The organism is Flavobacterium sp. P3_A6, from assembly GCF_056403035.1.
In genome coordinates, this window is the sequence record NZ_JBFUGG010000014.1 from 25,966 (window position 1) to 50,104 (window position 24,139).

At 37.0% G+C, this 24,139-nt stretch carries 12 protein-coding genes; 4 read left to right on the forward strand and 8 right to left on the reverse strand.

Translation table 11 applies throughout. The annotated features are described in order from the left end of the window. Positions 1-75: 75 nt before the first annotated feature. From AC1DVP_RS14160 to AC1DVP_RS14175, 4 genes are all read right to left on the reverse strand, one after another. Entirely contained in the window at positions 76-1,092 is a 1,017-nt protein-coding gene (locus AC1DVP_RS14160; RefSeq protein WP_477184131.1) for a ligand-binding sensor domain-containing protein, read from the reverse strand. Between the two features lie 84 nt (positions 1,093-1,176). Continuing rightward, the gene (locus tag AC1DVP_RS14165; RefSeq protein WP_477184132.1) at positions 1,177-1,860 is read right to left on the reverse strand and encodes a hypothetical protein; all 684 of its coding nucleotides are present in this window, start codon (positions 1,858-1,860) and stop codon (positions 1,177-1,179) included. A 110-nt stretch (positions 1,861-1,970) separates the two neighbouring features. Next, entirely contained in the window at positions 1,971-2,627 is a 657-nt protein-coding gene (locus AC1DVP_RS14170) for a YceI family protein (protein ID WP_477184133.1), read from the reverse strand. 55 nt (positions 2,628-2,682) lie between these two features. Beyond that, on the reverse strand, positions 2,683-3,756 hold the full coding sequence (locus AC1DVP_RS14175; protein WP_477184134.1) for a ligand-binding sensor domain-containing protein: 1,074 nt from the start codon (positions 3,754-3,756) through the stop codon (positions 2,683-2,685). 199 nt (positions 3,757-3,955) lie between these two features. Here AC1DVP_RS14175 and AC1DVP_RS14180 point away from each other — a divergent pair, with 199 nt between their 5' ends. Next, the gene (locus AC1DVP_RS14180; RefSeq protein ID WP_477184135.1) at positions 3,956-4,849 is read left to right on the forward strand and encodes a winged helix-turn-helix domain-containing protein; all 894 of its coding nucleotides are present in this window, start codon (positions 3,956-3,958) and stop codon (positions 4,847-4,849) included. Positions 4,850-5,003: 154 nt separating this feature from the next. On the opposite strand, the gene AC1DVP_RS14185 is transcribed toward AC1DVP_RS14180, so the two are convergent. Beyond that, complete coding sequence (locus AC1DVP_RS14185; protein WP_477184136.1) at positions 5,004-6,923, reverse strand: glycoside hydrolase family 97 protein; 1,920 nt, start codon at positions 6,921-6,923, stop codon at positions 5,004-5,006. A 129-nt stretch (positions 6,924-7,052) separates the two neighbouring features. Beyond that, positions 7,053-9,773, reverse strand: a complete 2,721-nt coding sequence (locus AC1DVP_RS14190; protein WP_477184137.1) for a zinc-dependent metalloprotease — start codon at positions 9,771-9,773, stop codon at positions 7,053-7,055. A gap of 259 nt (positions 9,774-10,032) precedes the next feature. Here AC1DVP_RS14190 and AC1DVP_RS14195 point away from each other — a divergent pair, with 259 nt between their 5' ends. The 3 genes from AC1DVP_RS14195 to bioB all read left to right on the forward strand — a co-directional run bounded on the left by AC1DVP_RS14195 (position 10,033) and on the right by bioB (position 13,051). Further along, positions 10,033-10,977 (forward strand): bifunctional riboflavin kinase/FAD synthetase, encoded by a 945-nt coding sequence (locus AC1DVP_RS14195; protein ID WP_477184138.1) that lies wholly within the window; start codon positions 10,033-10,035, stop codon positions 10,975-10,977. A gap of 454 nt (positions 10,978-11,431) precedes the next feature. Next, entirely contained in the window at positions 11,432-11,869 is a 438-nt protein-coding gene (locus AC1DVP_RS14200) for a hypothetical protein (RefSeq protein ID WP_477184139.1), read from the forward strand. Between the two features lie 96 nt (positions 11,870-11,965). After that, the gene (gene bioB / locus AC1DVP_RS14205) at positions 11,966-13,051 is read left to right on the forward strand and encodes a biotin synthase BioB (protein ID WP_477184140.1); all 1,086 of its coding nucleotides are present in this window, start codon (positions 11,966-11,968) and stop codon (positions 13,049-13,051) included. Positions 13,052-13,155: 104 nt separating this feature from the next. Here the strand turns inward: bioB and AC1DVP_RS14210 are convergent, their stop codons facing one another. Next, positions 13,156-18,027: a LamG-like jellyroll fold domain-containing protein gene (locus AC1DVP_RS14210; RefSeq protein ID WP_477184141.1), complete on the reverse strand. Its 4,872-nt coding sequence runs from the start codon at positions 18,025-18,027 to the stop codon at positions 13,156-13,158. A 559-nt stretch (positions 18,028-18,586) separates the two neighbouring features. Beyond that, positions 18,587-23,767 carry a G8 domain-containing protein gene (locus AC1DVP_RS14215; protein WP_477184142.1) on the reverse strand — a complete coding sequence of 1,727 codons (5,181 nt, stop codon included), beginning with the start codon at positions 23,765-23,767 and terminating at the stop codon, positions 18,587-18,589. Positions 23,768-24,139: the final 372 nt, after the last annotated feature.

The following is a 24,139-nucleotide window of genomic DNA, read 5'->3' on the forward strand; positions in this document are numbered from 1 at the left end:
AGCTTGTTGCTCCTAGTACAGAAATAATATTGATTAATGATAATTGAAAAATGATTTTAAAATAAGCTATACACCTTATTTCTGACCGGCTGCATTTTTAAAGTCCGTGATGGTCTTTCCATCATAGCGATACAGTCCACTCTTAGATCCCAAAGCTCCAACCCAAATACTTCCATCGTTAGCTTCTAAAATTCCCAACAAAAAAGTGTTTCCTCCTGACACTTTAATTTCTTTTACCGTAGGTTTTATATTGAACAAGGACTGTTGATCATAACGCAAAATGCTATTCCCTGAACTAGTCCAGATGTTTCCTTTTTTATCTTCAATTATAGCATAAGCACCCCTCTCACTAATTTTAGTAAACGTACTGCCGTCATAGCGCCAAAGACCATCAACGTCACTGAACAAAATATTACCTTTTTTATCTTCGATTATGCACCCAACGTTCTTAAAAGCTTTGCCGTCTTTATTGGTGAGAGTGGTAAATGTTTTTCCATCATAAATGAGGGTATTGCCCCCTGCGCCAAACCATAACTTGCCGGTTTTGTCTTGGAGGATCAAACGAATACTGTTACTGAGAAATCCATCTTTTGTGGTAAAAGTTCGAAAAGATTTCCCATCGTAACGACTTGCTCCGAACCAAATATTACCAGTTTTATCTTCATAAATATGAAAAGCTTGATTACTGGCAAGCCCATCCTTTGTTGTAAAATGCTGAAAGGATTTTCCATTGTAATAATAAACACCCGAATCTTTGGTACCGAACCAAAGATTTCCTTTTCGGTCTTCCAGCACATCCCAGAAGCTGGAGAAGCGGGGCGAACTTATTTTACTTGTTAGATTGGTAAAAGATATTCCATCGTATCGAAACACGCCTAAGTAAGAAGCAATCAAAATGTCTCCGTTTCTGGCTTGCTTTACATTCCGAACCATACTCATAGGCACCTTGGAGGTGTTCGCCTCTTTAATTTGAGACTCGGAGTATAGTCCTTTACTGATATTATCTTTTGGGAGGTTTGTTTGGCTTTGTCCAAAGGAAGTGTAAAAAACAAACATTAAGAACGGAGCAAATAATTTTACGTGTTTTATCATCTTCTTCTTTTTATTAGGAACAACTTTTTATTAAAGGAAATCTTTTAGTTCTCGCCGGTTTTGGATTTTGCGATGAATACTAACTCATTTTTTAAAAATGATATGTCCGCAGGGAAGAGAATCAATCTGCGGGATCATTCTATAAAAAAGTTCTTGTCCTTTTAGGACAAGTTCTGCCCGGTTACCCCCCCTTGACTCGTCTTTTTTCCATGTAGTACCTCTTGCTTGATAAAAGACCGTTCCGATATAGAAAAGACAATCCTCTTTAGGATTAATAGTTCTTTGAAACATAGTTGGTTTATTAAAGTCTAAAAATGATTCTAAATTTTTTCCACCATAGTTATACAAAATTTGTTTTTCGTTCATCATTGTATCGGGAGGTAGGAATACTTTCATGTACACGTTTCCCCCTTGGCCGGTTGCGAAGGAATCTGCAGGAAAATTAATGGTTAGCTCCAAGGGCTTAGCAGTTTCATTAATTATACGAGTGAAGAATATTAAGAAACTATAATTACTGTTTTTACCCTTAGAACCAGTGTACGGCTCACCTCTTGGAAAGCCGTTTTGTATGATTATGCTTTTGCCGTCAGAATCAGGATACTCATACTTAGTGTAAATATTATGTTCATTAGGTCTGGGAGAAGTAACTGTGTCTTTGGTTTCGGACTGGATATTTTGTTTTGAGAGGGGTGTTTTTTTGTTTTGTCCTTCACAGGAAATGCAAAGAGCAGACATCAACAACAAAGCATATACGTGTGCATATTTCATAATTTCTTTTAATTAAATTACTTAAGAATTTCAGAAACCTAAAAGCTCTTCTACCGGAATAGAATAACATGATCTGATCTTGGTTAAAGTCTTTTATGGATTTCAGATGTTTATTTTTTTGCTATGATCTTAATATGGAATTCAATGGAATCCGACATAGTTTGATCAGCTAAAAGATCATAGAACTTTCCTGATTTATAACGGACATCCCATTTTGTTCGATCAATGACCAACTTGCCATTCATTTTGACAATTCCGTCCTTAACTTCAATTTTAGCTGGAAAAGTAACTGGGTGTGTAATACCTTTAATCGTTAGATTCCCGGTAACTTTTTTATTCTCATCAGTTGTTGATTCAGCCTTGGTAAGTACGATTGTAGAAATGGGGAATTTTTTAACATCAAAAAAATCAGGATCTTTTAAGTGCTTAATAAGTCCATTATCACTCCCATGGTTTTCATCTTCAATTGTATTCATGTCGACTTCAACTGTACCACCCACAAGTTGGCCGTTGTCAATCATCAATTCTCCTTCTGATATATAAACATACCCTGTGTGACTGTTTGGGCCAATTAGCATAGAACCTTTCCATATCACAACACTTTCCTTCGTGTCTATTATAACATATTTTTCATTCCCAACATGTCCCCAAGAGACGAAGCTTGCCGATGCATTGTTTTTATTTTCCTCTTTTACAGGTCCACGGCAACCGAAGAACAAAGGAGTAATAATTAAAATTAAGTAAGTGATTGATAGCTTGTTGTTCATACTACAGAAATTTATATTGATTAATAATAATTGATTTTAAAATCAGCAACACACATTATTTCTGACCGGCTGCACCTTTAAAGTCAGTAATGGTTTTTCCATCATAACGATACACTCCATCTAAAGCGCCAAACCAAATACTTCCTTTATCATCTTCTAAAATCCCGAAAATCATTGGTTTATTGGTTATTTCGGTTACAGTTGGCTTTTTATTGGACAATGTCTTTTCATCATAGCGGGAAAGTCCCCAGCCCAGACTATTACCATCCTTTCCTGAACTCGTCCAAATATTGCCCTTTTTGTCTTCGTAGATATACCCAACAAAATTTTTAGTGAAATTGGTAAATGTACTGCCATCATAGCGCCAAAGGCCATCATAACCCCCCAGCCAAATATTGCCTTTTTTATCTTTGATTATCGAACGAACATTTGCAAAAGGTTTGCCGTCTTTATTGGTGATAGTGGTAAATGTCTTTCCATCATAAACGCTGGCATAGCCCCTTGTACCAAACCAAAGTTTTCCTGTTTTGTCTTCAATGACAGCATTAACATCATTATGCATCCAACTAACTTCCGGAAGCGGATGTTGGTAAACTGAACTATGCAAAGAATCAGCAGGAGTAACGGAGGGAGCTTCTTTCATTTTAAAATTTCGAAACGATTTCCCATCGTAACGGCTTACTCCGTCTCCAGTGCCAAACCAAATAGTACCGGTTTTATCTTCATAAATATTAGTAACCCGATCATTTGCAAGCCCATCCTTGGTTGCAAAATTTTGAAACGATTTCCCATCGTAATAATAAACACCTGAACCAATAGAAGCGAACCAAAAATTTCCTTTTTTATCTTCTAAAACAGAAAAGAAGCGGGCCGAACTCACTTTACTGGTGATATTAGTAAAAGATTTTCCATCATATTTAAAAACACCCTCCCATGAAGTAATCCAAATATTGCCCTTTCTATCCTGCTTGATTGTACGAACGATGCCGTTGGGTCCTTGAGAAGTGGATATGTCTTTGGTTTCAACGGCATCCTGAACACCATTTTTTTGTTGGGCCTGTACGGCAAAATTGACTACTCCTGTCAGCATAATGATCAGGCTGTACAAAACATTTTTTTTATTTTTCATATATGTAAAATTTATTTATTAGCGGTCATATACAGTATCGCCTTTTATTTATTGGTGTTTGGTGTTTGTACAAACTTTTTGTTAGTGGCGATTTCATATCTTATCTAAATGATTCAGCGAAATTAATTTGATATTTTTCGGCTTGAGTGATTTGGATTGTAAATAAAAATGTAAACTTTGTAAATAAAAACTTGACACTATGCATCTTAGTCAAAATCTCCTTTCAGGGAAACTCAAATACTTGTTCGGATTAGGATTACTATTGCTTATCTCTGTAATCTGTGTGGCTTTCAATATGGAGGATAGCGAGGATTTTGATGTCTCAAGAAGGGAAGTTTTGCTCCGCAGGATTGGACATGAACTACTTTTACAGTCGGGCGACAGTACATCCAGAGTACTTCCTGTAAAAAAGATTGCTGAAAATGAGTATCAGATCAGGTTTGAGAATGATCTGACTTTTCAACCGGACTACCTGGTGAATATTACCCGGCGTTTGTTGGCTAAAGACCCGCTCGCACGTGATTATGTTGTTAACGTTCTGAACTGTGGTAACTCCAGTGTAGCTTATGGATATGCTATATCAAAAAATAAGAAAGATGATATTGTAGCATGCATAGGAAGAAAACAACCCATAGCATGTTACATGATTAACATCAAATTTAAACCATTGGGTATAAATACAGCAAAGAATGGATATCTTCTGGGTGGCTTGTCATTTTTAGCATTTGTTGGTTTTATTTTTTTGAGACCTGTTAAGCCGCGAAGAGCTTTACCTGAAGATATTCAGAATACTAACATGATTACTTTGGGCTCAGTTTTGTTTGATGCGAAAAATCGGAAGCTCATCATAAATGGAAATACCATAGACCTAACCGGAACGGAAACCCGTGTATTGCTCATTTTCGCATTGTCTCCCAACGAGATCATAGAGAGAAGCCGACTGCAAAAAGAGATATGGGAAGATGAAGGTGTTATAGTAGGCCGCAGTCTGGATATGTTTATATCAAAACTTAGAAAAAAACTGGAATTTGATCCCAATATCAAAATTGTTGTGATACGCAGCAAAGGATATAAACTTGAAATTAGCTCTTAAGAAAATCTTCCCGCTCCACTTCGCAAAGTCTCCCGACTCCCGTGAATGTTTTTAGAACTGCATGTCTTCAAAAGTTAAACAGCAAACAATAAAAGAAGCCAGCAGATACTGTAATCTGCTGGCTTCTTAAACTAACTTAAACAATCTCTTCGCGCTAAATCTTCACCACAAACCCGCCATTAGGTTCCATCGTTACTTGCAATTTTGTCTTTTTTGATACTGGAAGCTGTTGAAAACCTTTCTCATTTTCCAAAATAATATAACCTGAATCATTGTTTACAAATGACAAATCGATTTCAATTTCTTTCGCAGTATTTTGACCATTAACTCCAACAATATGCCAAACATTGTCTTTCTTTCTGGCCATAACAATATACTTTCCTGGGTAGCCGTCCATAAATTTGGAGTTATCCCAATTCGTTGGAATGTCTTTTAAATAATCCACTACATATTTTGGCATTTTGGCCATACCAGCAGGAGTTTCGGCAATGTGCTGAATCCCGGAAAGGAATAAAACAGGCAAAGCCAACTCAAAAGCCGGTGTCGTTTTTCGCTTAATATTAGGAATAGCATCCAAAACCATAGGAGTAAAATCCATTGGGTCAAAAACGTTTCTGGCAAAAGGAAGCATCGCACAATGGCTTGGCTGTAAATCGGCAGTGGCTTGAGTAAACGTAATATACTCTTCCCCTTTTACAGCTTCGGTAGTTAGTAAATTAGGATAAGTGCGCTGCCAGCCTCTAGGCAAAGTTGCCCCATGAAAATTGATTAACAGTTTATGTGCAGCGGCATCTTTTAATATTGCATGATAGTACGCAATCATAGACTGACCGTCTCCGCCAAAAAAATCTATTTTGACACCCGCAATACCCAATTCATTTAATCTCGTAAATTCCTTGTCCCTATCGGCGTGGGTTAGCAGTTTCCCTTTTGGATGGTATTCGGTACCGTTCCATGGACCGGATGAGTTATACCAAACCAATAGCTTTACGTTTTTTCCTTTGGCATAATCTGCCAATTCCTTCATTTTAGCATCACCTATTCTTGTATCCCAATCGGCATCAATCAAGCAATACGGCCAATTCATACTTGAGGCATAATCAATAAACTTCAAGGTAGTCTCAAAATTAACCGAATCATCTTTCAACAAAACCCAACTCCAAGAAGACAAACCGCTTTTGATAAAAGAAGTATCCATCGGAACTGCCGGATCAGCTAAATCGGTTCCTAAGGTGCTTTCGGTAATCGTTTTTAAAGAACCGACAGTAATCACGCGCCATGGGGTGTACCATGGCAATTGCGATTCTGGATTGAGAGCACCGTTTGGAAAAATTTCTTCTTTTTGCGGAAAAGTAACCTGCAACGCTTTTTGTGAATCATTATACACCAGTCGGCTGCCACAGTAATTGTCCTTCAAGCCCGTTTCGGTAATCACTAACCAAGCACCATTAGCATTGAATAAAGCGGGATACACCCACCCTTCTCCAATTGCGGGTTTTGTATTTACAGAAACTCCCATCGCATAATGCTCTTCATAGGAAGGATTGGTTTCTTTCCATCCTGTTTTTGCTTTAGACATGGGTTGCAGCCACGCTTTTGCGGAAGCATCAAAATTATAAGTTGTTTTCTCTTCTACAATTTTTTTGATGTCATTGGACGTTTTAGGAAAATGGTAACGCAGACCGATTCCATCGTGAGAAAGCTGGAAAATAATCTCCATCGATTCTCCAGTGCCGTTTTGCAGACTTACCGTATATTGATTGGCAGTATAATCAATGTTTTTTCGTTTTCCCTGAAGCATGCTATAGGAAGATTTCAACGGGAGTGCTTTGGACACTTTTATAATTTTCATATTAGTATAAAAATTAGCATCTTCACGGATAATTCCAAGCTGTGAAGTATTGATAACCTGCTTATTTTTATAGAAAACTTTGTAATAGGGTATCTTTTTTGCGTCCAAATTAAATGCGACGCTTATCGTTTTGTCTGAATTGACAAACGTATAATCAATACTTTTTTCTGCAAATGACAGAAATGAAGCGGCCAAAAAAAGGCAACTAAATATTTTTTTCATAAATTAATAAGTGTTTGTTTTACACTTACAAGTTTACAAAAAAATAATCCCTTAATTATCAATTTAGTTGAAAATATTTAATGAGGCCATAAAATAGTTAGATCTAATAAAGCAAAACATTAAGTCTGTCTATTTTACTATAATTTTCGAACTGCTTTTTCGCTCACCATCGACAAGAGTAACAATATAAATTCCCGCTGCTGCATTTGGCAACTGAACAGCCTCGCTGATACTGCCTGTGTTTTTAATTGTTTTCTGGTAAATTCTTCGTCCTGATAAATCCGTAACATATACCTGCAGATCAGCTGTATCGTTACTTTTAAACTGAATGGTAAAACTTCCTTTATTAGGATTAGGATACAGCACAAAATTACTGATTTCGTAATCAGGAACAGCCAAAGGGACATAAGTACTAGCGCAAATCTCAATAGACGCCACATCTATTGTTCCCGAATCCCCAACCCCAGTATCTCTAAACCGTAATTTCCAGATTCCTTGGGGACTCTCTCCATTAAAATTTGCTAAAACACCAGCAGGAGCAACCGTCTGGCTGGTTGTAACCCCGCATCCTAATTCCCCTCCCAAATCATCATACGCCAAAGTCAAACTGGTACTAGTAGAACCGCAAGATTTATCAAACAGTTTTACGGTGGTACCTTTTGGACTCACCACTTCAATCTGAACATCAGAAATATAGGTATGGGTAAAACTAACATTAAAATTAACATCCGCAATTTCTCCAGCAGTCGCCGGGACTACAATTGTTCGCTCTGCATAGGTTTGTGATTCCGGAATAGAATAAGGCGCTGAAAAACTATAAGAATTACAAGTTGTTTCCACACTATATCCCAGCGTAAAAGGAGTGCTGTTCACTGCATAAAAAACATTCCCAGTAGGTTCAATTAAAATTCTGCAATTCTTAGCGGCTGTTGTTGGAGCCATTATTGCTTCAGAACCGTCATTGGGTGTATTAGAAGCCAATATAATTGGAAAAGTCAGTCCCCCATCTGTAGACAATTTGACATTTACGTTAGTCGAACCGGGCAATAAATTAGTTCCATTCACATCCCAAGTAATGGTTTGGGACGAACCTAAAACCCAACTGACACCAGAAGCATTCTGCGAAGTTACGGCAAACGGACCTTTAGTAGCATCAACGGTAACAACCAAAGCATCTGAATTAGTCTGTGCTAAGCCCGACGATGCATTATCTCTTGCCGTAAATACAAAATTCAATGATCTTCCTATGTTGGAAACCGATTCCCAAGACGTACTCAATTGCCCAACCAATACTCTGCTGAAAGCAGGGAAATAACGATTGGTAGCACTGGTAGGTAAAAAGGATCGAAAAGTAGGACCTGTTGTTTTAGTATCATAAGCAAGACTGTTTCCATCGCTTTCTTTGTTTGCAGCAGAATCATTCTGTTCCCAGCAGTACGTCATACTATCGCCATTAGGATCCGAAGCAGTTCCATTCAAAACGAATGGAGTTCCTTTCGGAATGGTGTAATCCAATCCTGCATTTACTGTTGGCGTCTGATTACTTAGTGTTGTTTTGACAGGACATGATTTTATGGCTAGATTATCTTGAATCTGTTTAATACTGGCAAACGAAAAATAATCATCCGAAGATTTTTGAACATCATAATCCGTTATTCCTGCATATCCCATAATGGTAGAACCGCTTCCAGGCTCAACGCTTACTCCTGTGCCTTCAACATCATATGAAAAAGTGTGGTTTGCCCCCAGCTGGTGTCCCATTTCATGAGCCACATAATCGATATCAAAACTATCTCCTTCTGGACTACTGCTTGATGGAGATGTATAACCGCTTCCTTTTCCAATCGAATAAACAGGTGTCGAATTCGTATTCTGTAAAGCACTGCATACACAGCCAATGCAGCCCGCATCTCCTCCTCCCCCTGATGCGGTAAACAAATGACCAATATCATAATTTGCTTCACCAATTTTGGATGTTAAAGTGCTTTGCAGTTCCTGATTCCAAGCTGCGGGACAATCACCTGTACAATCCTTAATTGGATCCATACCAATCGCAGCATCAGAATAAGGATCGGAAGTAGTATTAGTATAGATAATGTCAGATTCATTGGCGATAAGCAGTAATTTTACAGCAAGATCTCTATTAAAAATGCCATTCACTCTAGTCATTGTTGCATTCATTCCTGCTAAAGCATCCGCAACAGTCCCTCCAAAATATTGAGTATACTCAGCTGTACAGGACAAAGCCAGCCGCATGGTTTTAAACACCCCATTGCTGGATTTTAATGCGCTTGCTTTCTGAGTCAAAACTTTATTCAAAGCAACATCTGCCGTTTTACAGGTGAGAGGCAATGTCCCTTTGCTTCTCGCTTTGGAAGTGGAAACTGCATAAATAGATTTATTATCAGATAAGGGATCAATAAATTCAGAAGTGCTGTCTCCTCTCAAAACCATTGATTGGATACCATTTGGAGCAATACTAAAATTAATAGAAGCCCCGGGATCTGTAATTCCAGTTCCGGAATAAGATTTGATATTAGGATATTTTGATTGCAGCTCAGGAACAAAATTGGAAGATTCTACCACTAAAAACTGTTCCATTTTTCCATCGCTATTGGGAATTGCGACAGAAACTCCTTTACCCAACCCATTTACATCAATTGCTTCAAGAGACTGCTTGAATTGGCTTAAATCTAAAGTAAATAACCGTTTTGCATTGATTATATTATCGTTTTGCTTTTGAGCTGCTGCTTTTTGAGTACCACTCACTTCTTTCCATGAGGAATTAGTTTGTGAAAATGCAGAAAAACCCATTGCAAGAATTCCTAAGCAAAAAAATAATCTATTCATATTCAGTTACTAGATTTAATAATAAAATGAGATTGTTTAATATTATAAAACAAAAATGACAAACAAAATTAAATTATTTGTAATGGAATACACTATGAATGAGTACAATTTCAGAAAAAATTAATATTTTGAATACAATACCCAGCATTATTTTGCAAATTAAATTGAGTTTACGATTCAATCATTTAAAAATAGAAACTTCTTCGTCTAGTTTTAAAATAGATAGTATAAATTTGCAAAAAATTTTAAAACAGGTACTTTGAAAATTTTTCATTCAATAAACGATTTCCAAATTGCATCTGAGAAAAATGCAAAAAAAACAATTCTTACTCTTGGAACCTTTGACGGCGTTCATTTTGGCCATAAAAAAATACTTGAAAAAGTAACTCAAAATACCGAAAACGAAAAGTACGAAAGCTTAGTCCTTACTTTTTTTCCGCATCCGCGAATGGTATTACAAGAAGATTCAGGTATAAAAATGCTCAATACTATCGATGAAAAAGTAGCATTACTCGATCAAATTGGAATACAAAATTTGGTAATTCACCCTTTTGATGAAAGTTTCTCAAGACTGACTGCCGAAGAATTTGTAAAAAACATACTTGTAGATAAATTCCACATACATAAAATAATTATAGGTCACGATCATCGCTTTGGCCGTAACCGGACTGCCAATATTGATGATTTAAAAAGATTTGGAGAACAATATGGTTTTGAAGTCGAGGAAATTTCGGCTCAGGAAATCAAAGAAGTATCAGTAAGTTCAACAAAAATAAGACATGCTTTGGATGAAGGCAATATGACTTTGGCCAATGAATATCTGGGCTACAGCTATTCTTTGACAGGCATTGTCTCCAAGGGCAGACAGCTGGGCAGAACTATTGGATTTCCTACTGCTAATCTAAAAATAGAAGAAAACTTTAAGCTGATTCCTAAAAATGGCGTTTATATTGTCAAGAGCATTATTGGCTCTAAAACAGTTTTAGGGATGATGAACATTGGTTTTAACCCTACTGTCGATGGTAAAAATCAAACTATAGAAATCAATTATTTTGATTTTAACGAAGACTTATACGATCAAAAAATTACAGTTTTTATATTGAAAAGAATCAGAGATGAAGAAAAATTTGATTCGGTTAATCACTTAAAAGCACAATTAGAAAAAGATAAAAATACGGCTTTGGCTTATTTTGAAAAACACTAAAATATTCCCACAAAATTTTTCTGTTCGACAAAGGTTTCCCTCAATATAATGATAATGCTTTTGAATGAATAAACGTTATGAGATTGCTTCGTTCCTCCAAAGACACACCGTGAGTATTTGCGAGGAACGAAGCAATCTCACCGACAATGACAACACATCACTTAACAACATCAAATAATATTATTTTTACTTAAGCAACTGCTCTTGAGTGTAGGGATTATTTCACTATACATTAATTTTTATCTGAGCCCGGTGAATTTCATTTGAAATAAACTAACAAAATCGCATGAATAACCCTACATAAAAGCATTTAGTCCATATTGCTTTTTATAAACCCGCAAAAAAACTCTCTGTTGATTAATTACATCGATTTCGTTTATTTTTTGTAAATTTATATCAGCCTACGTGATTACCAAAAAGATACTGAATTTCTAACTTTTAAAAAAACAACGACATGAAAGTGAAAAAAGAAATTAAAAATGGGTACTTTATTTTTATCTGCATAGGAACATATTTCCTATTAATGGAATTCTTAGGTTTGTCCAATCTTTTCTATTTAAGGCTGTTGAATATTGTATTCATTGTTTATGCCGTAAATGACACTTTGCAATCAAGAATTGCCCACGGAAAGAAAAAATTTATCACAAATGCTTTGGCCGCATTGGTTACGTCACTTGTTGGTGTGTTTTTATCCATTCTCGGTTTATTGGTTTATAGTTATATGCGCGGAGGTGACAAATACATTCATAATTTATCCGAAACCTTCCTATTCGGCGGTCATCCTTCTATTAACATGTATTGCTTGACTTTGTTTTTTGAAGGAATAGCTTCTTCGGTAATTGTTACTCTGTTACTCATGCTGTATTATAACGACAAATTTGTCGCCGATTAAACTATTTTAATCCATTCGCAATAAGTCTTTTTAAAGTCCGTTCGTTGGTTGTTTATAACAATTTGATTACTTTTGAACCATCAAAATAAAGGATCAATGAGTATCACAAAACACAACTGGACTAAAGAAGAAATAATTGCTATTTATAATAAACCTATGATGGATTTGCTTTTTGAAGCAGCTACTGTCCATAGGGAACACCATGACCCAAATGTAGTTCAAGTGTCTACTTTGGTTTCTATCAAAACAGGTGGCTGTTCTGAAGATTGCGGCTATTGTCCGCAGGCTGCCAGATATAACACTGGAGTTGAAGGAAATAATTTAATGTCGGTAAATCAGGTAAAAGAGCAGGCTATTCAAGCTAAATCAGGAGGTTCTTCACGCGTATGCATGGGAGCTGCCTGGAGAAATGTAAAAGATGGCCCTGAATTTGATCAGGTTTTGGAAATGGTGCGTACCATCAACAAAATGGATATGGAAGTATGCTGTACTTTGGGCATGATTACCGAAAATCAAGCGCAGCGATTGGCCGAAGCTGGTCTTTATGCTTACAATCACAACTTAGACACTTCGGAGGATTATTACAAAGAAGTAATCTCAACCCGTGGATTTGAAGACCGTTTACAAACGATAGAGAACGTTCGTAAAACCAGCGTTACAGTATGCAGCGGCGGTATTATAGGAATGGGAGAAAGTATCGAAGACAGAGCTGGAATGCTAGTCGCTCTATCTACTTTGAACCCACAGCCTGAATCAGTGCCAATTAATGCATTAGTTGCTGTAGAAGGCACTCCAATGCAAGACGAAAAACCGGTAGAAATTTGGGAAATGATCCGAATGGTTGCTACTACTAGAATTGTTATGCCAGAAACACAAGTACGTTTATCTGCAGGAAGAATGAATATGAGCCGCGAAGGCCAAGCGATGTGTTTCTTTGCTGGTGCCAATTCTATTTTTGCTGGTGATAAATTACTGACAACTCCTAATCCGAATGTAAACGAAGACATGAAAATGTTTGATTTATTAGGGCTGAAACCTCAAAAGCCATTTAAAAAAGCAGCGCAAAGACCAACTGTAGAGGCTGCTGATTCTCAATTTGAATCTCTTGGCGAAAAACCAAAATGGACCCGTCCAAATCATACTATTGAGAAAAATCTGGAAGTTTCTATCAAAGGAAAATAAAATCTTTTACTATAAAAGAAACCCCAATTTCTAGCTGAAATTGGAGTTTCTTTTATTACAAATACAGTATAATTTATTTCAAATTAGCGGAACTGAAATTAAAATTAATCATCAAAAATGATTTTTTCACTCACACTTTTTCCATTTTCCAATTGAATCATTACAATCAATATTTGATCACCAGCCACTAAATGATTTATAATAAATTCATTTTTATCCACTTTATTATTCTCATAAAGCAGGCTTCCTTTCAAATCGAATACTTTTACCGAAGACATAATATGCTCAAAAGAGTTAATTTTTATTTGGCTGCTTTTTAGTGACACGACGACTTCTTTTCCATTAGCTTCAAAATCATCTGTCCCCAATTTAGAAGTAGTATAACGCAGTACAAAACGATTCTTAAATTCTCCAATTGCTGTTGTAAAGGAATAAGAGCCTTTGGTCAGATCATAAACAGTATTCGTTGTTTTATCCTCTAAATAAACCGCTTGATTAGCTAAAACGCCATCAGTCTTCTCAATACTGATTTGGAATGTTCCTGCTATGGTGGTTTTATAACCCAATGGCACTTCATCAGCTAGATCAAATGGCAGTCTGCGTCCCTGAATAGTATAATTTCCAGAGTTGTTTATGCTGAAAAAATCAACATAGGCATTCCCGTTAAGAGTTGCACCATCATACAAATTATCAAAATCATTTGTTGCCCCCGTTACGTAACCAACCAATAATTGTTTAAAAGCACCGCCATCATTGGTTAAATTCAGCCAAATCCTGTTCTTTTCAATTTTTGCTGTTTTATCAATACCGCCTTGTTTGAAAAATTGGCTGTTACCTCCAACTGCAGAAATTCGTATCGAATTAGTAAATATAAAATCTCCTGCAATTTTACTAACTACAAAAAAGGATTGACCCGCTGCAATTTTACCAGAGGGCAATACTCCATCTCCTATTCCGTCTCCATTTACATCAGTGCTTTTGGCTGCCGTGGCAGTAGCCACACCTCCCGTAAAATTATAAGCAGCATAATCATCCGAAGTATAAACATACTTAGTGCCCGCATTATTTAATGTTCTGGAAGTGTTGTGAGTCCAGAAATACAAGGCTCCATTAATTATTGAAGCATTATCTGTAATAAATAAATCTGCGTTTATTGCAGATGCATAGGGATTTCCTATCAAGTTAGCTTTCAACGCTCCTTGAGCTGCTATCAAAATGGTACCGTTATTTGGCTCTCCGATAAATTCAGCGTTTTGAGGAGAAGTATATCGCGGAACCCGAGCGATGAAACCCTTTCCTGCAGTCATTATGCTGCCTGTAGTCTCAGCAACCCAAGCTCCATTGGCATAACTCCAATATTTATCGCTGGAAGGCGACAAAAGTCCCAGTGTTTGACCTGCAACAGGGGAGCTCCAATACACATAATCAAAGTCTTTTACACCAGATGTAGCTCGTTTATAAATTATATTTCCCGAATTGTCAGCTGTATCATTCAACTGAACCAAACTCGCATTATTCTCAAATGTTAAACTAGTAGAAGACTCAATATCAAGACCTCCATCTATAAATAATACAATTTCCGAATTAACAATAACAGAACCTGAGTTAATTTGGCATGAACACATATCCATATTAGCTGAAACTGTAAATAATGTTCCTCCATTAAAAACTGCTCTTTTTGAAAGAGATGGCAATCCATTTGACCAAGTAGCTCCATCCCAAGAAGTTTCCGAAATTGGAGATGATGCAATCGAAATATTTGCAGAATTAGCAGAAAAACACCCGCCTTCTGAAACGGTTACGGTATAATTTCCTGTTGCCAACCCCGGAATAGTTACGGTTGTTCCGCTACCTGAATACGTTTCTCCAGAACTAAAATTTAAAATCCAATCCCCAGCCGGTAATCCGCTTAACTCAACACTTCCCGCAGGTCTGGCACAGCTAATTTGATGTACTAATCCCACCACTGGCAAAGTCGGCCCTGAATTAATATCAACTTGAACTACATTAGACGGCGTTACAACTGTACCACAGGCAGCGTTTGAAGACCGCACCCTATAATAATAACTAAACCCAGAAGCTAGCGATATCACCGAAATAGAGGTAACATTACCTACATATAAATTATTATAACCCGACACGAAAGTACTAAATGCCGGATTTGTAGAAACATCTAAATAATAAGCAGTAGCATCAGATACTGCATTCCAATTGGCATTGAAGCCACTGCACAATACATTCGTTGCGTCAATAGCTGTTGGAGAATTTATTTGCTTCGTGTCATAGGTAATTACATTCGAACTGGTACTCACCCCACAATTGCTGTTTTTTCGAACCCTATAGTAAATATTCCCAGGCGGCACTCCTGTCACTGCATAGCTCGTTACATTACCTACATTTAAATTATTAAACCCCGAAACAAAATTAGTGAAACCACTATCTGTTGCAGCATCCAGCAAATAACTTACCGCACCCGCAGATGCTGCCCAATTTGCCGTAAAATTACTACTGCAGTCTACTCCCGTTCCAGCCGATGCCGTCACAACACTGGCAGATCCAACCGAAAAAGTAACTGCATTAGGACTGCTCACGCCAATTAATGAAACGGTCACTCTATAATCACCCGGTGATAAACCAGTTAAATTCTTTGTAATAGCAGAAAAACCGGCATTTCCTATTTTTTGCCAAAAATAAGTATAAGGATCAATCCATTCCGGAGTGTTTTGAAAAGTTCCGTTGTTACCAGCTGGATAAGAATAAATTGTAGTTCCAGAACCTACATTAATATTATACCCTGCAATGATTCCTGCTTCATAACCGGAATAAGTAGTTAGTCCAATTGCCAGAGCAACAATGCCACCCGCTGAAAGTGCTGTACTATACAATCCTAACTTTGCTACTTGTCCTGTAAATGAATCTCCTGTTGCATTATAGACACCGCTTCCAATCTTAGTATTATAAGAGGAACTGCCGTAGTTTGAAGTAGTGACTACTCCGCCAGTAACGGCAACACTAACTCCGTTTAAATATATCTTGACAGTAGAACCATTTCCTACCGCCGCTATATGATGCCAAGAACCATCGCCAAGAGAAGCTGGGAGAGCGGCAGTAACTGACCCTGTAGCTGGCGTTGACAACTCAATAGTTGATGAATTTGCAAACCCAAACTCTATAGCATCATTTTGCCCAAACAAGCTCATCCTGCCCGTAACATCGGCGATATTAAATTTTATCCAGCCCTCAATAGTGAAAGCACTTTTATTGGAAAGCAAAGGACTTCCTAAATCAATATAGTCAGTATCGGCACTGATAAATTTTATGGCATTGTTCATATTAGTTATCGTAATCGCGCCATCAGTGCCTGCTGCACACGAAGCCTCTGTCACAGTGGCTGTAGGAGCAGGCAGTAGAGGAAAAATAGTCATTACTGCCGATGCATTAGAACAGCCAGCCACAGTATAAGCTATAGTAAACGTTCCTCCAGCACTTGCCGCTAAATTGACTTCACCCGTTGAAGAGTTCAAACTCAGCCCCGGCGGCGTAGCTGAATATGTTCCTCCAGCAGCACCTGTTTGCGTAACTGCTACCTTGCCAATAGCAATATAAGCATTACCCGGATAGGATATTGTAGGCGGCGGCTTAAATTGATACACTTGTCCCGATGCAGGTCTGGACGCTATAGTAGTAGTAAATGTTCCAGACTGTGCCGTTGGACTTGCTCCTGAATCGCTCAGGGTTAAATAATTCCCATTTGCATCATAAATCCCAATAGTCGCCGAGGGCGATTTTACGGCAATTGCTTCTTGGTTATAATAATACTCAATTATATTAGTGCCCTCATACAGCCATATTTGAAAAGATATTACATCTCCATTGGCTGTATGATCCCATTTTTGATGGTACCATTCTATTTTAAATATCCTGTCAGGAGCAGCGCCAACCGTAACATATCTAATTTTCTCCGTGCATTTCAAATCATCCCAAAGGGACATCAAAACAGGTTTTATTAATGCGGCATTTGTCGCGCTGTTTGCCGCATTCTGAGCATTTGTAATCGTTGGTGATCCAAAAGTAAGCCAGCCGTTTGAAGATGCCTTTACATTTGTATAAGTAGTACCCGCAAACAAAAACGGAAAGTCCAGCGTAATGGGATTTGTAATACCGTCATCATCTACTGCACCAATCCCTCCAACCGGCGAAGTTCCAGTTAGGATCCCATAAGTGGCTGCCGATGCAGTAAAACAGTATTTACTGGCTATAAGACCCGCTGTTGATGGCGGCGTAAATCTATAAATTTGTCCTGATGCTGGCTTTGTACTAATGTTATCAGTAAAAACAGTATAATCAGCCGATGGACTTGCTCCAGAATTTGTAAGCGCTAAATAATTTCCATTTGCATCGCACATTCCAATTGATGCACCACTCGAACTATTGGAAACCGCTGTGGCACCTTGGCTATATAAATATTCAATTACATTGGTAGTTTCAAAAAACCAAACCTGAAACGAAACCGTATCTCCCGAAGATTGGGCATCCCATTTTTGCTGACTCCATTCCACTTTAAATCTTCTGTGAGGATAAATACCGGTTGTTACATATCTGGGTTTTACTGTACACTTTAAATCATCCCATAAAGGAAACAAAACAGGTTTTACAACACCAGCATTTACCAGTGAATTGGTACTATTTTGAGCATCTGTTACTGTAGGCGTCCCAAAACTAAGCCAGCCATTGGGCGAAACTTGTATTGAAGAATAAACTGTACCTGCAAAAGTAACAGCAAACGGCAAGGCAATACTTGTAGAAACACCTGTATCAGCTGTTGCTCCCAAAGAAGTATCTACAGCTCCAGGAACTCCTGTAAGCGAAATGTAATTCCCTTGTATGGCCGTAAAAGTATAACTGCTTGCAGTTTGACCAAAAGAAAATTGAGAAATCAAAAACAACGCAGGAAATAAAAGAAAACTTTTTTTCATTTGAATAAAGCAGATTAGGATTATACTCACTGTTTATTTCATTGATAAAATAAACAAACTACTTTTCAAATCACCATCTACTAATATCTGCACTATTTTAAATAGCAAACAACACATTTAGCAACCAAGAAATGGCTAAAACTTAATTCATACTAACTTTATAACCAAAACTCTAAAGTATTTAATTTTAAATATTTTTTTATAACTATATAAACTTAAGCAATAAATTAAATAAATCGTGTAAAAGCAATTTTTATCGATTAAATACATCTTTTAGAATATATTGGCGATAATTAACCTACAAAGAATTTAATTATTATAAAATTAAATACAAAAATTAACAAGAAAAAACATTATTTATGTTTAGAGAAAATTTCACGAATTACATTTACCATAAAAAAATCAACCTTCAAAAATATATTCAAATGGATGTCAAATAGCCTTTAGTTTGATTCAAACGCAGTATGTTTATTTTCCTTGAAATCTTAAATTAGTAGAACAAAAAAATCCCATTCTGAATAAACAGAATGGGATCAAAATTTTAAAAAAAGATTATCGTTTAATCGTGAAAAATAATTTCTTCACTTATCCATTTACCGTCTTCCAATTGTATCATTACAATCATAAACTGATTACTGGCGTATAAAGTGTCAACAATGAATTCATTCTTGTCTACTTTGTTTTTTTCATACACTAAGCTTCCTTTCAGGTCATATACTTTTACAGAACTCATTGTCTGGTCAAAAGAATTGATCTTTATCTCACGGTTCCTTACCGACACAAAAACTCCTTTTCCTTTGGCTTCAACATCTCCTGTACCTAATTTAGAAGTATTGGTATAACGCAGTACAAAGCGGTCATTAAATACACCCGTTGCTGTTGTAAAAGAATATGATCCAGACTTTAAATCATGAATAGTATTGGTCACTTTATCTTCCAAATAAATCGCCTGATTCACCATACTGCCATCAACATTATCAATACCAATCTGGAATGTTCCTGCTATTGTACTTTTATACCCCAATGGCACTTCATCGGCTTTATCAAAAGGTAAACCGCGGCCCTGGATAGTATAATTTTTCGAATTATTAACGCTATAAAAATCTACATAAGCATTCCCATTGCGGGTTACGCCATCATATAATTTATCAAAATCATTAGTCGCTCCTGTAATGTAGCCCACTAATAATTGTTTGAAAGCACCTTCATCATTACTTAAATTCAGCCAAATCCTATCTTTCTCAATCTTTGTCGTTTTCTTAGTCCCCGATGGCTTGAAAAATTGACTGTTATTGTTGACACCGCCATTTTCATAATCAAATCGCATCGAATTATTAAAGGTAAAGTCACCGTCATTATCACTAATTACAAAAAAGGATTGTCCAGCAGCTATTTTACCTGAAGGAATTATTGTAGCCGAAGGAGGTATTGTGCCATTATTAATAGCGTTTTGGATGCTTGGTGCTGTGCCAATTGATCCTGACAAACTAAATAAAGCGTAATCATCAGCCTCATACTTATATGTAGTCCCATCTAATCTTCTAGCACTGAAGTGCGTCCAAAAATACAAGGATCCAGTAATTATTGAATTAGCAGGATCAAGTATAAACGCTTCAGCATCTATGGCAGAAGGATATGGATTCCCAATTAAATTGCTTTTATTAGCACCTTGTGCAGTTATTGTTTTAATTCCGTTATTTGGTACTCCATTAAACTCAACACTTTGATAAAAAGGCGGACTGTTTGTACGGACACGGATGATATATCCTCGACCAATATCCATTGCAGTACCACTTGTCTGTGCTTCCCAAGCTCCATTTGTATACCTAAAATAACGATCGCTCGGCCACAAACCACCCAAAGTTTGACCCGCCACCGGAGAACTCCAGTATTCGTAATCCAAGTCATTTAATCCAGGAGTAGTACGTTTATAAGTGATTGATCCGTTATTTACTGCATTATCATTAGTCTGTATCAAACTCGCATTGTTCTCAAAGGTTAGAGACCCTAGCGCATCTACTTTTAAATCATTTTCAAGTTTTAAAATTCCTGAAGAATCAAATATAATATGCTTATTACTATTGACTTCACAAGAACAGCCTTCAATAAGGCCTGTAAGAGTACCGCTTGCATTCAAAATGATTTTTTTAGTATTGTCAGGCAGACCATTACTCCATGAGGCTCCACCATTCCAAGTGGTACTAGGCATGTCTGGAACATTAATTATTCCAGAAAATGTAGCTCCTCGAGCGTTAGTAATTTTAAAAGTATAATCTCCTGCTGTCAAATTATTAACCGTCAATGTATTTCCTGATCCAGGAATATCAGTAGTATTTACGCCTTTTATCTTAGTAAGAGTCCAAAAGCCATCAGGCAGATTATTAAAGGTCACACTGCCAAACTGATTACAACTAACAGCAACTATTGCACTTGCAACTGGTGCTGATGGCGGGATAGAACTTAAGGCAACCGTTATAGAACTTGGACAAAAACTATTAATAGCCATTACCGAAACTGTAATATCTAGATCATCATAGGATCCTGTTGTAGCAGTTATCTCACGTGTTCCATCACCAGCAGTTATTGTCCATCCTGAAGGAACATGCCAAATATACCCTGTAGCTCCAGCAATATCAATACTAAATTTAACACTGCTCAATTCAGAATATGTTGTAGAACCTCCTGATGGAATAATTGTGCTTCCATTCATCGTAATAGCTCCTGAATTGGACTTAACATTTAATATTACAGCAATACCAGCAAAACTCTTAGTACAGCTTGTAGTTGTAGTAGTCACTCCAGTTATTTGTAATGTTTGACCATCGTTAGCAGTTGTTAAAACTCCTGTTGTAAAAGTAGCAGATCCAGATCCATTTGCTACTACTCCGGTTTCTGTAAGTATACTTCCGCCATTAATGGTATAACTAATTGTCGAAGAACTATTCGGTAACAAACCAGTTAAATTTATAGTAGCTCCCGATCCATCACAGGCTAAAATTGTTTGTGTAGCTGATGTTAATGTTGGGGTTGGGTTGACTGTTATAGTAATTGCATTTGATGCTGCCGTAGCGGGCGAAACACAAATTGCTGTTGGAGTTAATACACAGCGGATAATATCGGTACTTACAAAATCTGTCCCTGCAGTGCCTGTATAGGTGGAAGAAGTTGCTCCGCCAATATTTGTTCCATTTTTAGTCCATTGATAAGTTGGAGTTCCTCCATTGGTTGGTGTTGCTGTAAAGGTTACGGAACTTCCGCTGCATGCCGGATTTGAACCACTTGTAATAGCGATACCAACCGAAGGAGTAACACTTGCAGTTACGGTCAAAGTAGCAGTATTTGAATTGGTAGTCCCACAAGCATTAGTAGCGTAATATCTAATCCTTTTTCCATTATCTGCGTAAGCAACTGTATAAGGCACTGCTATATTAGAATATACTGCACTTGAAACTGCTGTCTCCAATTGCCAGCCTGAAGCAGTAACTGTTGAACCATTATTAGTAACTGTAGGTGTTGCTGGATTTAAAGATGCTCCTGCACACAATGCTGATGGCGTAGAAATAGATGCAATTGTTGGTTTATCATTTACAGTAATTGACCCCGTTGCATTAGCACCACCACAACTACCCCCTGTTAATGGAATACTGTAAGTAAATGATCCTGATACAGTTGGTGTACCGCTAATAGTTACAACATTTGATGCAAAAGAGGCACTTACTCCAGCTGGCAAGCCATTTGCTCCTGAAACACCACTATTAGATATTCCTGTAAACCCACTTGTTGTATGAGTAATATTAGTCATTACTGTATTGACACAAACCGTTGGAGCTGATGAAGCCGCCGAAACCGAATTATTAACTGTTATTAAAACTGGTGTCGAATTAGTACTACACCAAGATCCAAATTGATTTTGAACAACTGCTCTAAAATAAGTACTGACATTTAAAACACCTATTTTAGCACTAGTTAATACATTTGTTGTTTCAGAAATATAAGCTACATTGGTTGTAAACGCAGCATCAGTAGCACTTTGCCAATTAGTTATAACAGTACCAGCAGTAGTTGTATGTCCGCTTAACGTCAAATTGCTTGTAGGAACTGCTCCTGCACAAATAGTTTGAGCTGGAGAAACCGAACCTCCCAAAGGAGCAGTTGTTTGAAAAGAGACAGTATTAGAATTACCCGTAGTTACATTACAAACATTTGTTGCTCTTACTCTATAATATAATACACCAGCAGGCAAGCTTCCTACAAAATAACCTGATGATGGATAATATCCTATATATAGATTATTGTACCCAGAAACAAAAGTTGAAAATCCACTGTCAGTGGCAATATCCAAATAATAAGCAGTTGCATTAGTTATGGAATTCCAATTTAGTACTGCCTGATTACAATCTATGCTTGTTGCTGCTGTAACTGTTGGTGCTACAGTTGGACTAGCCGTAGTTGCATAATTCATCGTAGTAGAACTAGGACTCGTTCCACAATTACTATATGCTCGAACTCTGTAATAATAAGTTGTCCCAGGATTTAACCCAGTTAATGCATAACTCAAAACATTACCGACATCTAAATTATTGTATCCTGAAACAAATGATGAAAACCCACTATTCGTAGAAACATCTAGATAATATTTTGTCGCATAGAGTGTATAAGCCCATTGAGCCGTAAATTGAGTGCAAGATGGTGAATGTGGTCCTGCTGTACCAGGTGCAGAAGGCACAGGATCAACTGTTACACTAAAATTATTTCCATAGCCAGATCCACAAGCATTAGTTGAATACACAGTTATTTGTCCCGAAGTAGCATTTGAAGCAAAAGTTGCAGTAGCTGAACGCCCATCTGCACTTGTAACAAAAGTAACTCCAGTGCCAGAAGCATAACTCCAGGTATGATTGGAATTAGCACTATTAGATGTTATTGTATAATTAGCTGTAGTACCTGGACATTGCGAATTGGAACCATTAATAGCACTTACACCGCCTCCAGGGCTACCAGCAACGTAAACATCCCTTGTTGCACTTCCAACACCCGTTACTGTATAAGTTATAGTTGCTGTACCTGCTCCTGTAGCTGTAACAACACCTGTTGAAGAGTTTACCGAAGCAATTGAGGGACTGCCACTAGACCAAGTACCTCCAGATACTGTTGAAGTAAATGTTGTCGTATTAGTGCCATAAGTACAGATGTACTGATTTCCTGATAATATAATAGCGGTATTGATACCTCCAGCAGTTTCAACTTGATCAAATGTATATGCAGCACCACTTCCAGTGCAAACAGCATAGTTCGTCGTGCCTACATGTATTTCTGTGTTATTGCTACAAACTCCATTACCATCTGTATTTAAACTGTTTGTACCATTTTGAAGATACAAAGAAACATTTGTGGGAAAAGTGATTATAGATTTTTTATTAAAATAAATACTGCCCGAGGGAGAAGTTATAACAACTAATAATGAATTTATGCTAATATTACTATCGGAAGGAATACTAATTGTTCCCGAAACAGTTATACTTTTTGCAGAAACATTTACATTAACCGTCACTGTGCTTCCAGATGCAATTACAACATCATCTGACGCTGTTGGAACAACACCTCCAACCCAAGAACTTGTTGAATTCCAGTTTCCTCCAGCACCAGTACTTGTTATGGTCGCGCCAAACCCAATAGTTTGGGCAAATACAAAAAATAGAAAGGCAGCTAAAATTTTAGGTTTAGGTAAAATTATTTTCATATGACCTGGGGTTTTGTGGTATTATTATTGTAAAAATAAGAAAAAAAACTCTCTTTTAGGCTAAATATAATTCCCTAAAACAAAACACGTATTTTTACGCGTCAAAATTAAACAATAAAAGTCATCTTTTACAATAAATCATCCAATTTACTTGATTAACAGATAACTAACCAAAAAAACGACTGTATTGTAAACCTATATGTACAAAAAATACAATTACAGTATTAATACACTATTCACTATAGTCTTGAACTGTCTTTTTTCTTACTGTAAAAGAATTATCTCAGTAACCCAAACGATATTTCTAGCAGAACATTCGCTCATAGAACTTTAAAATATGCAAACTTTTGAAAAATAAAAATGGCACATGGA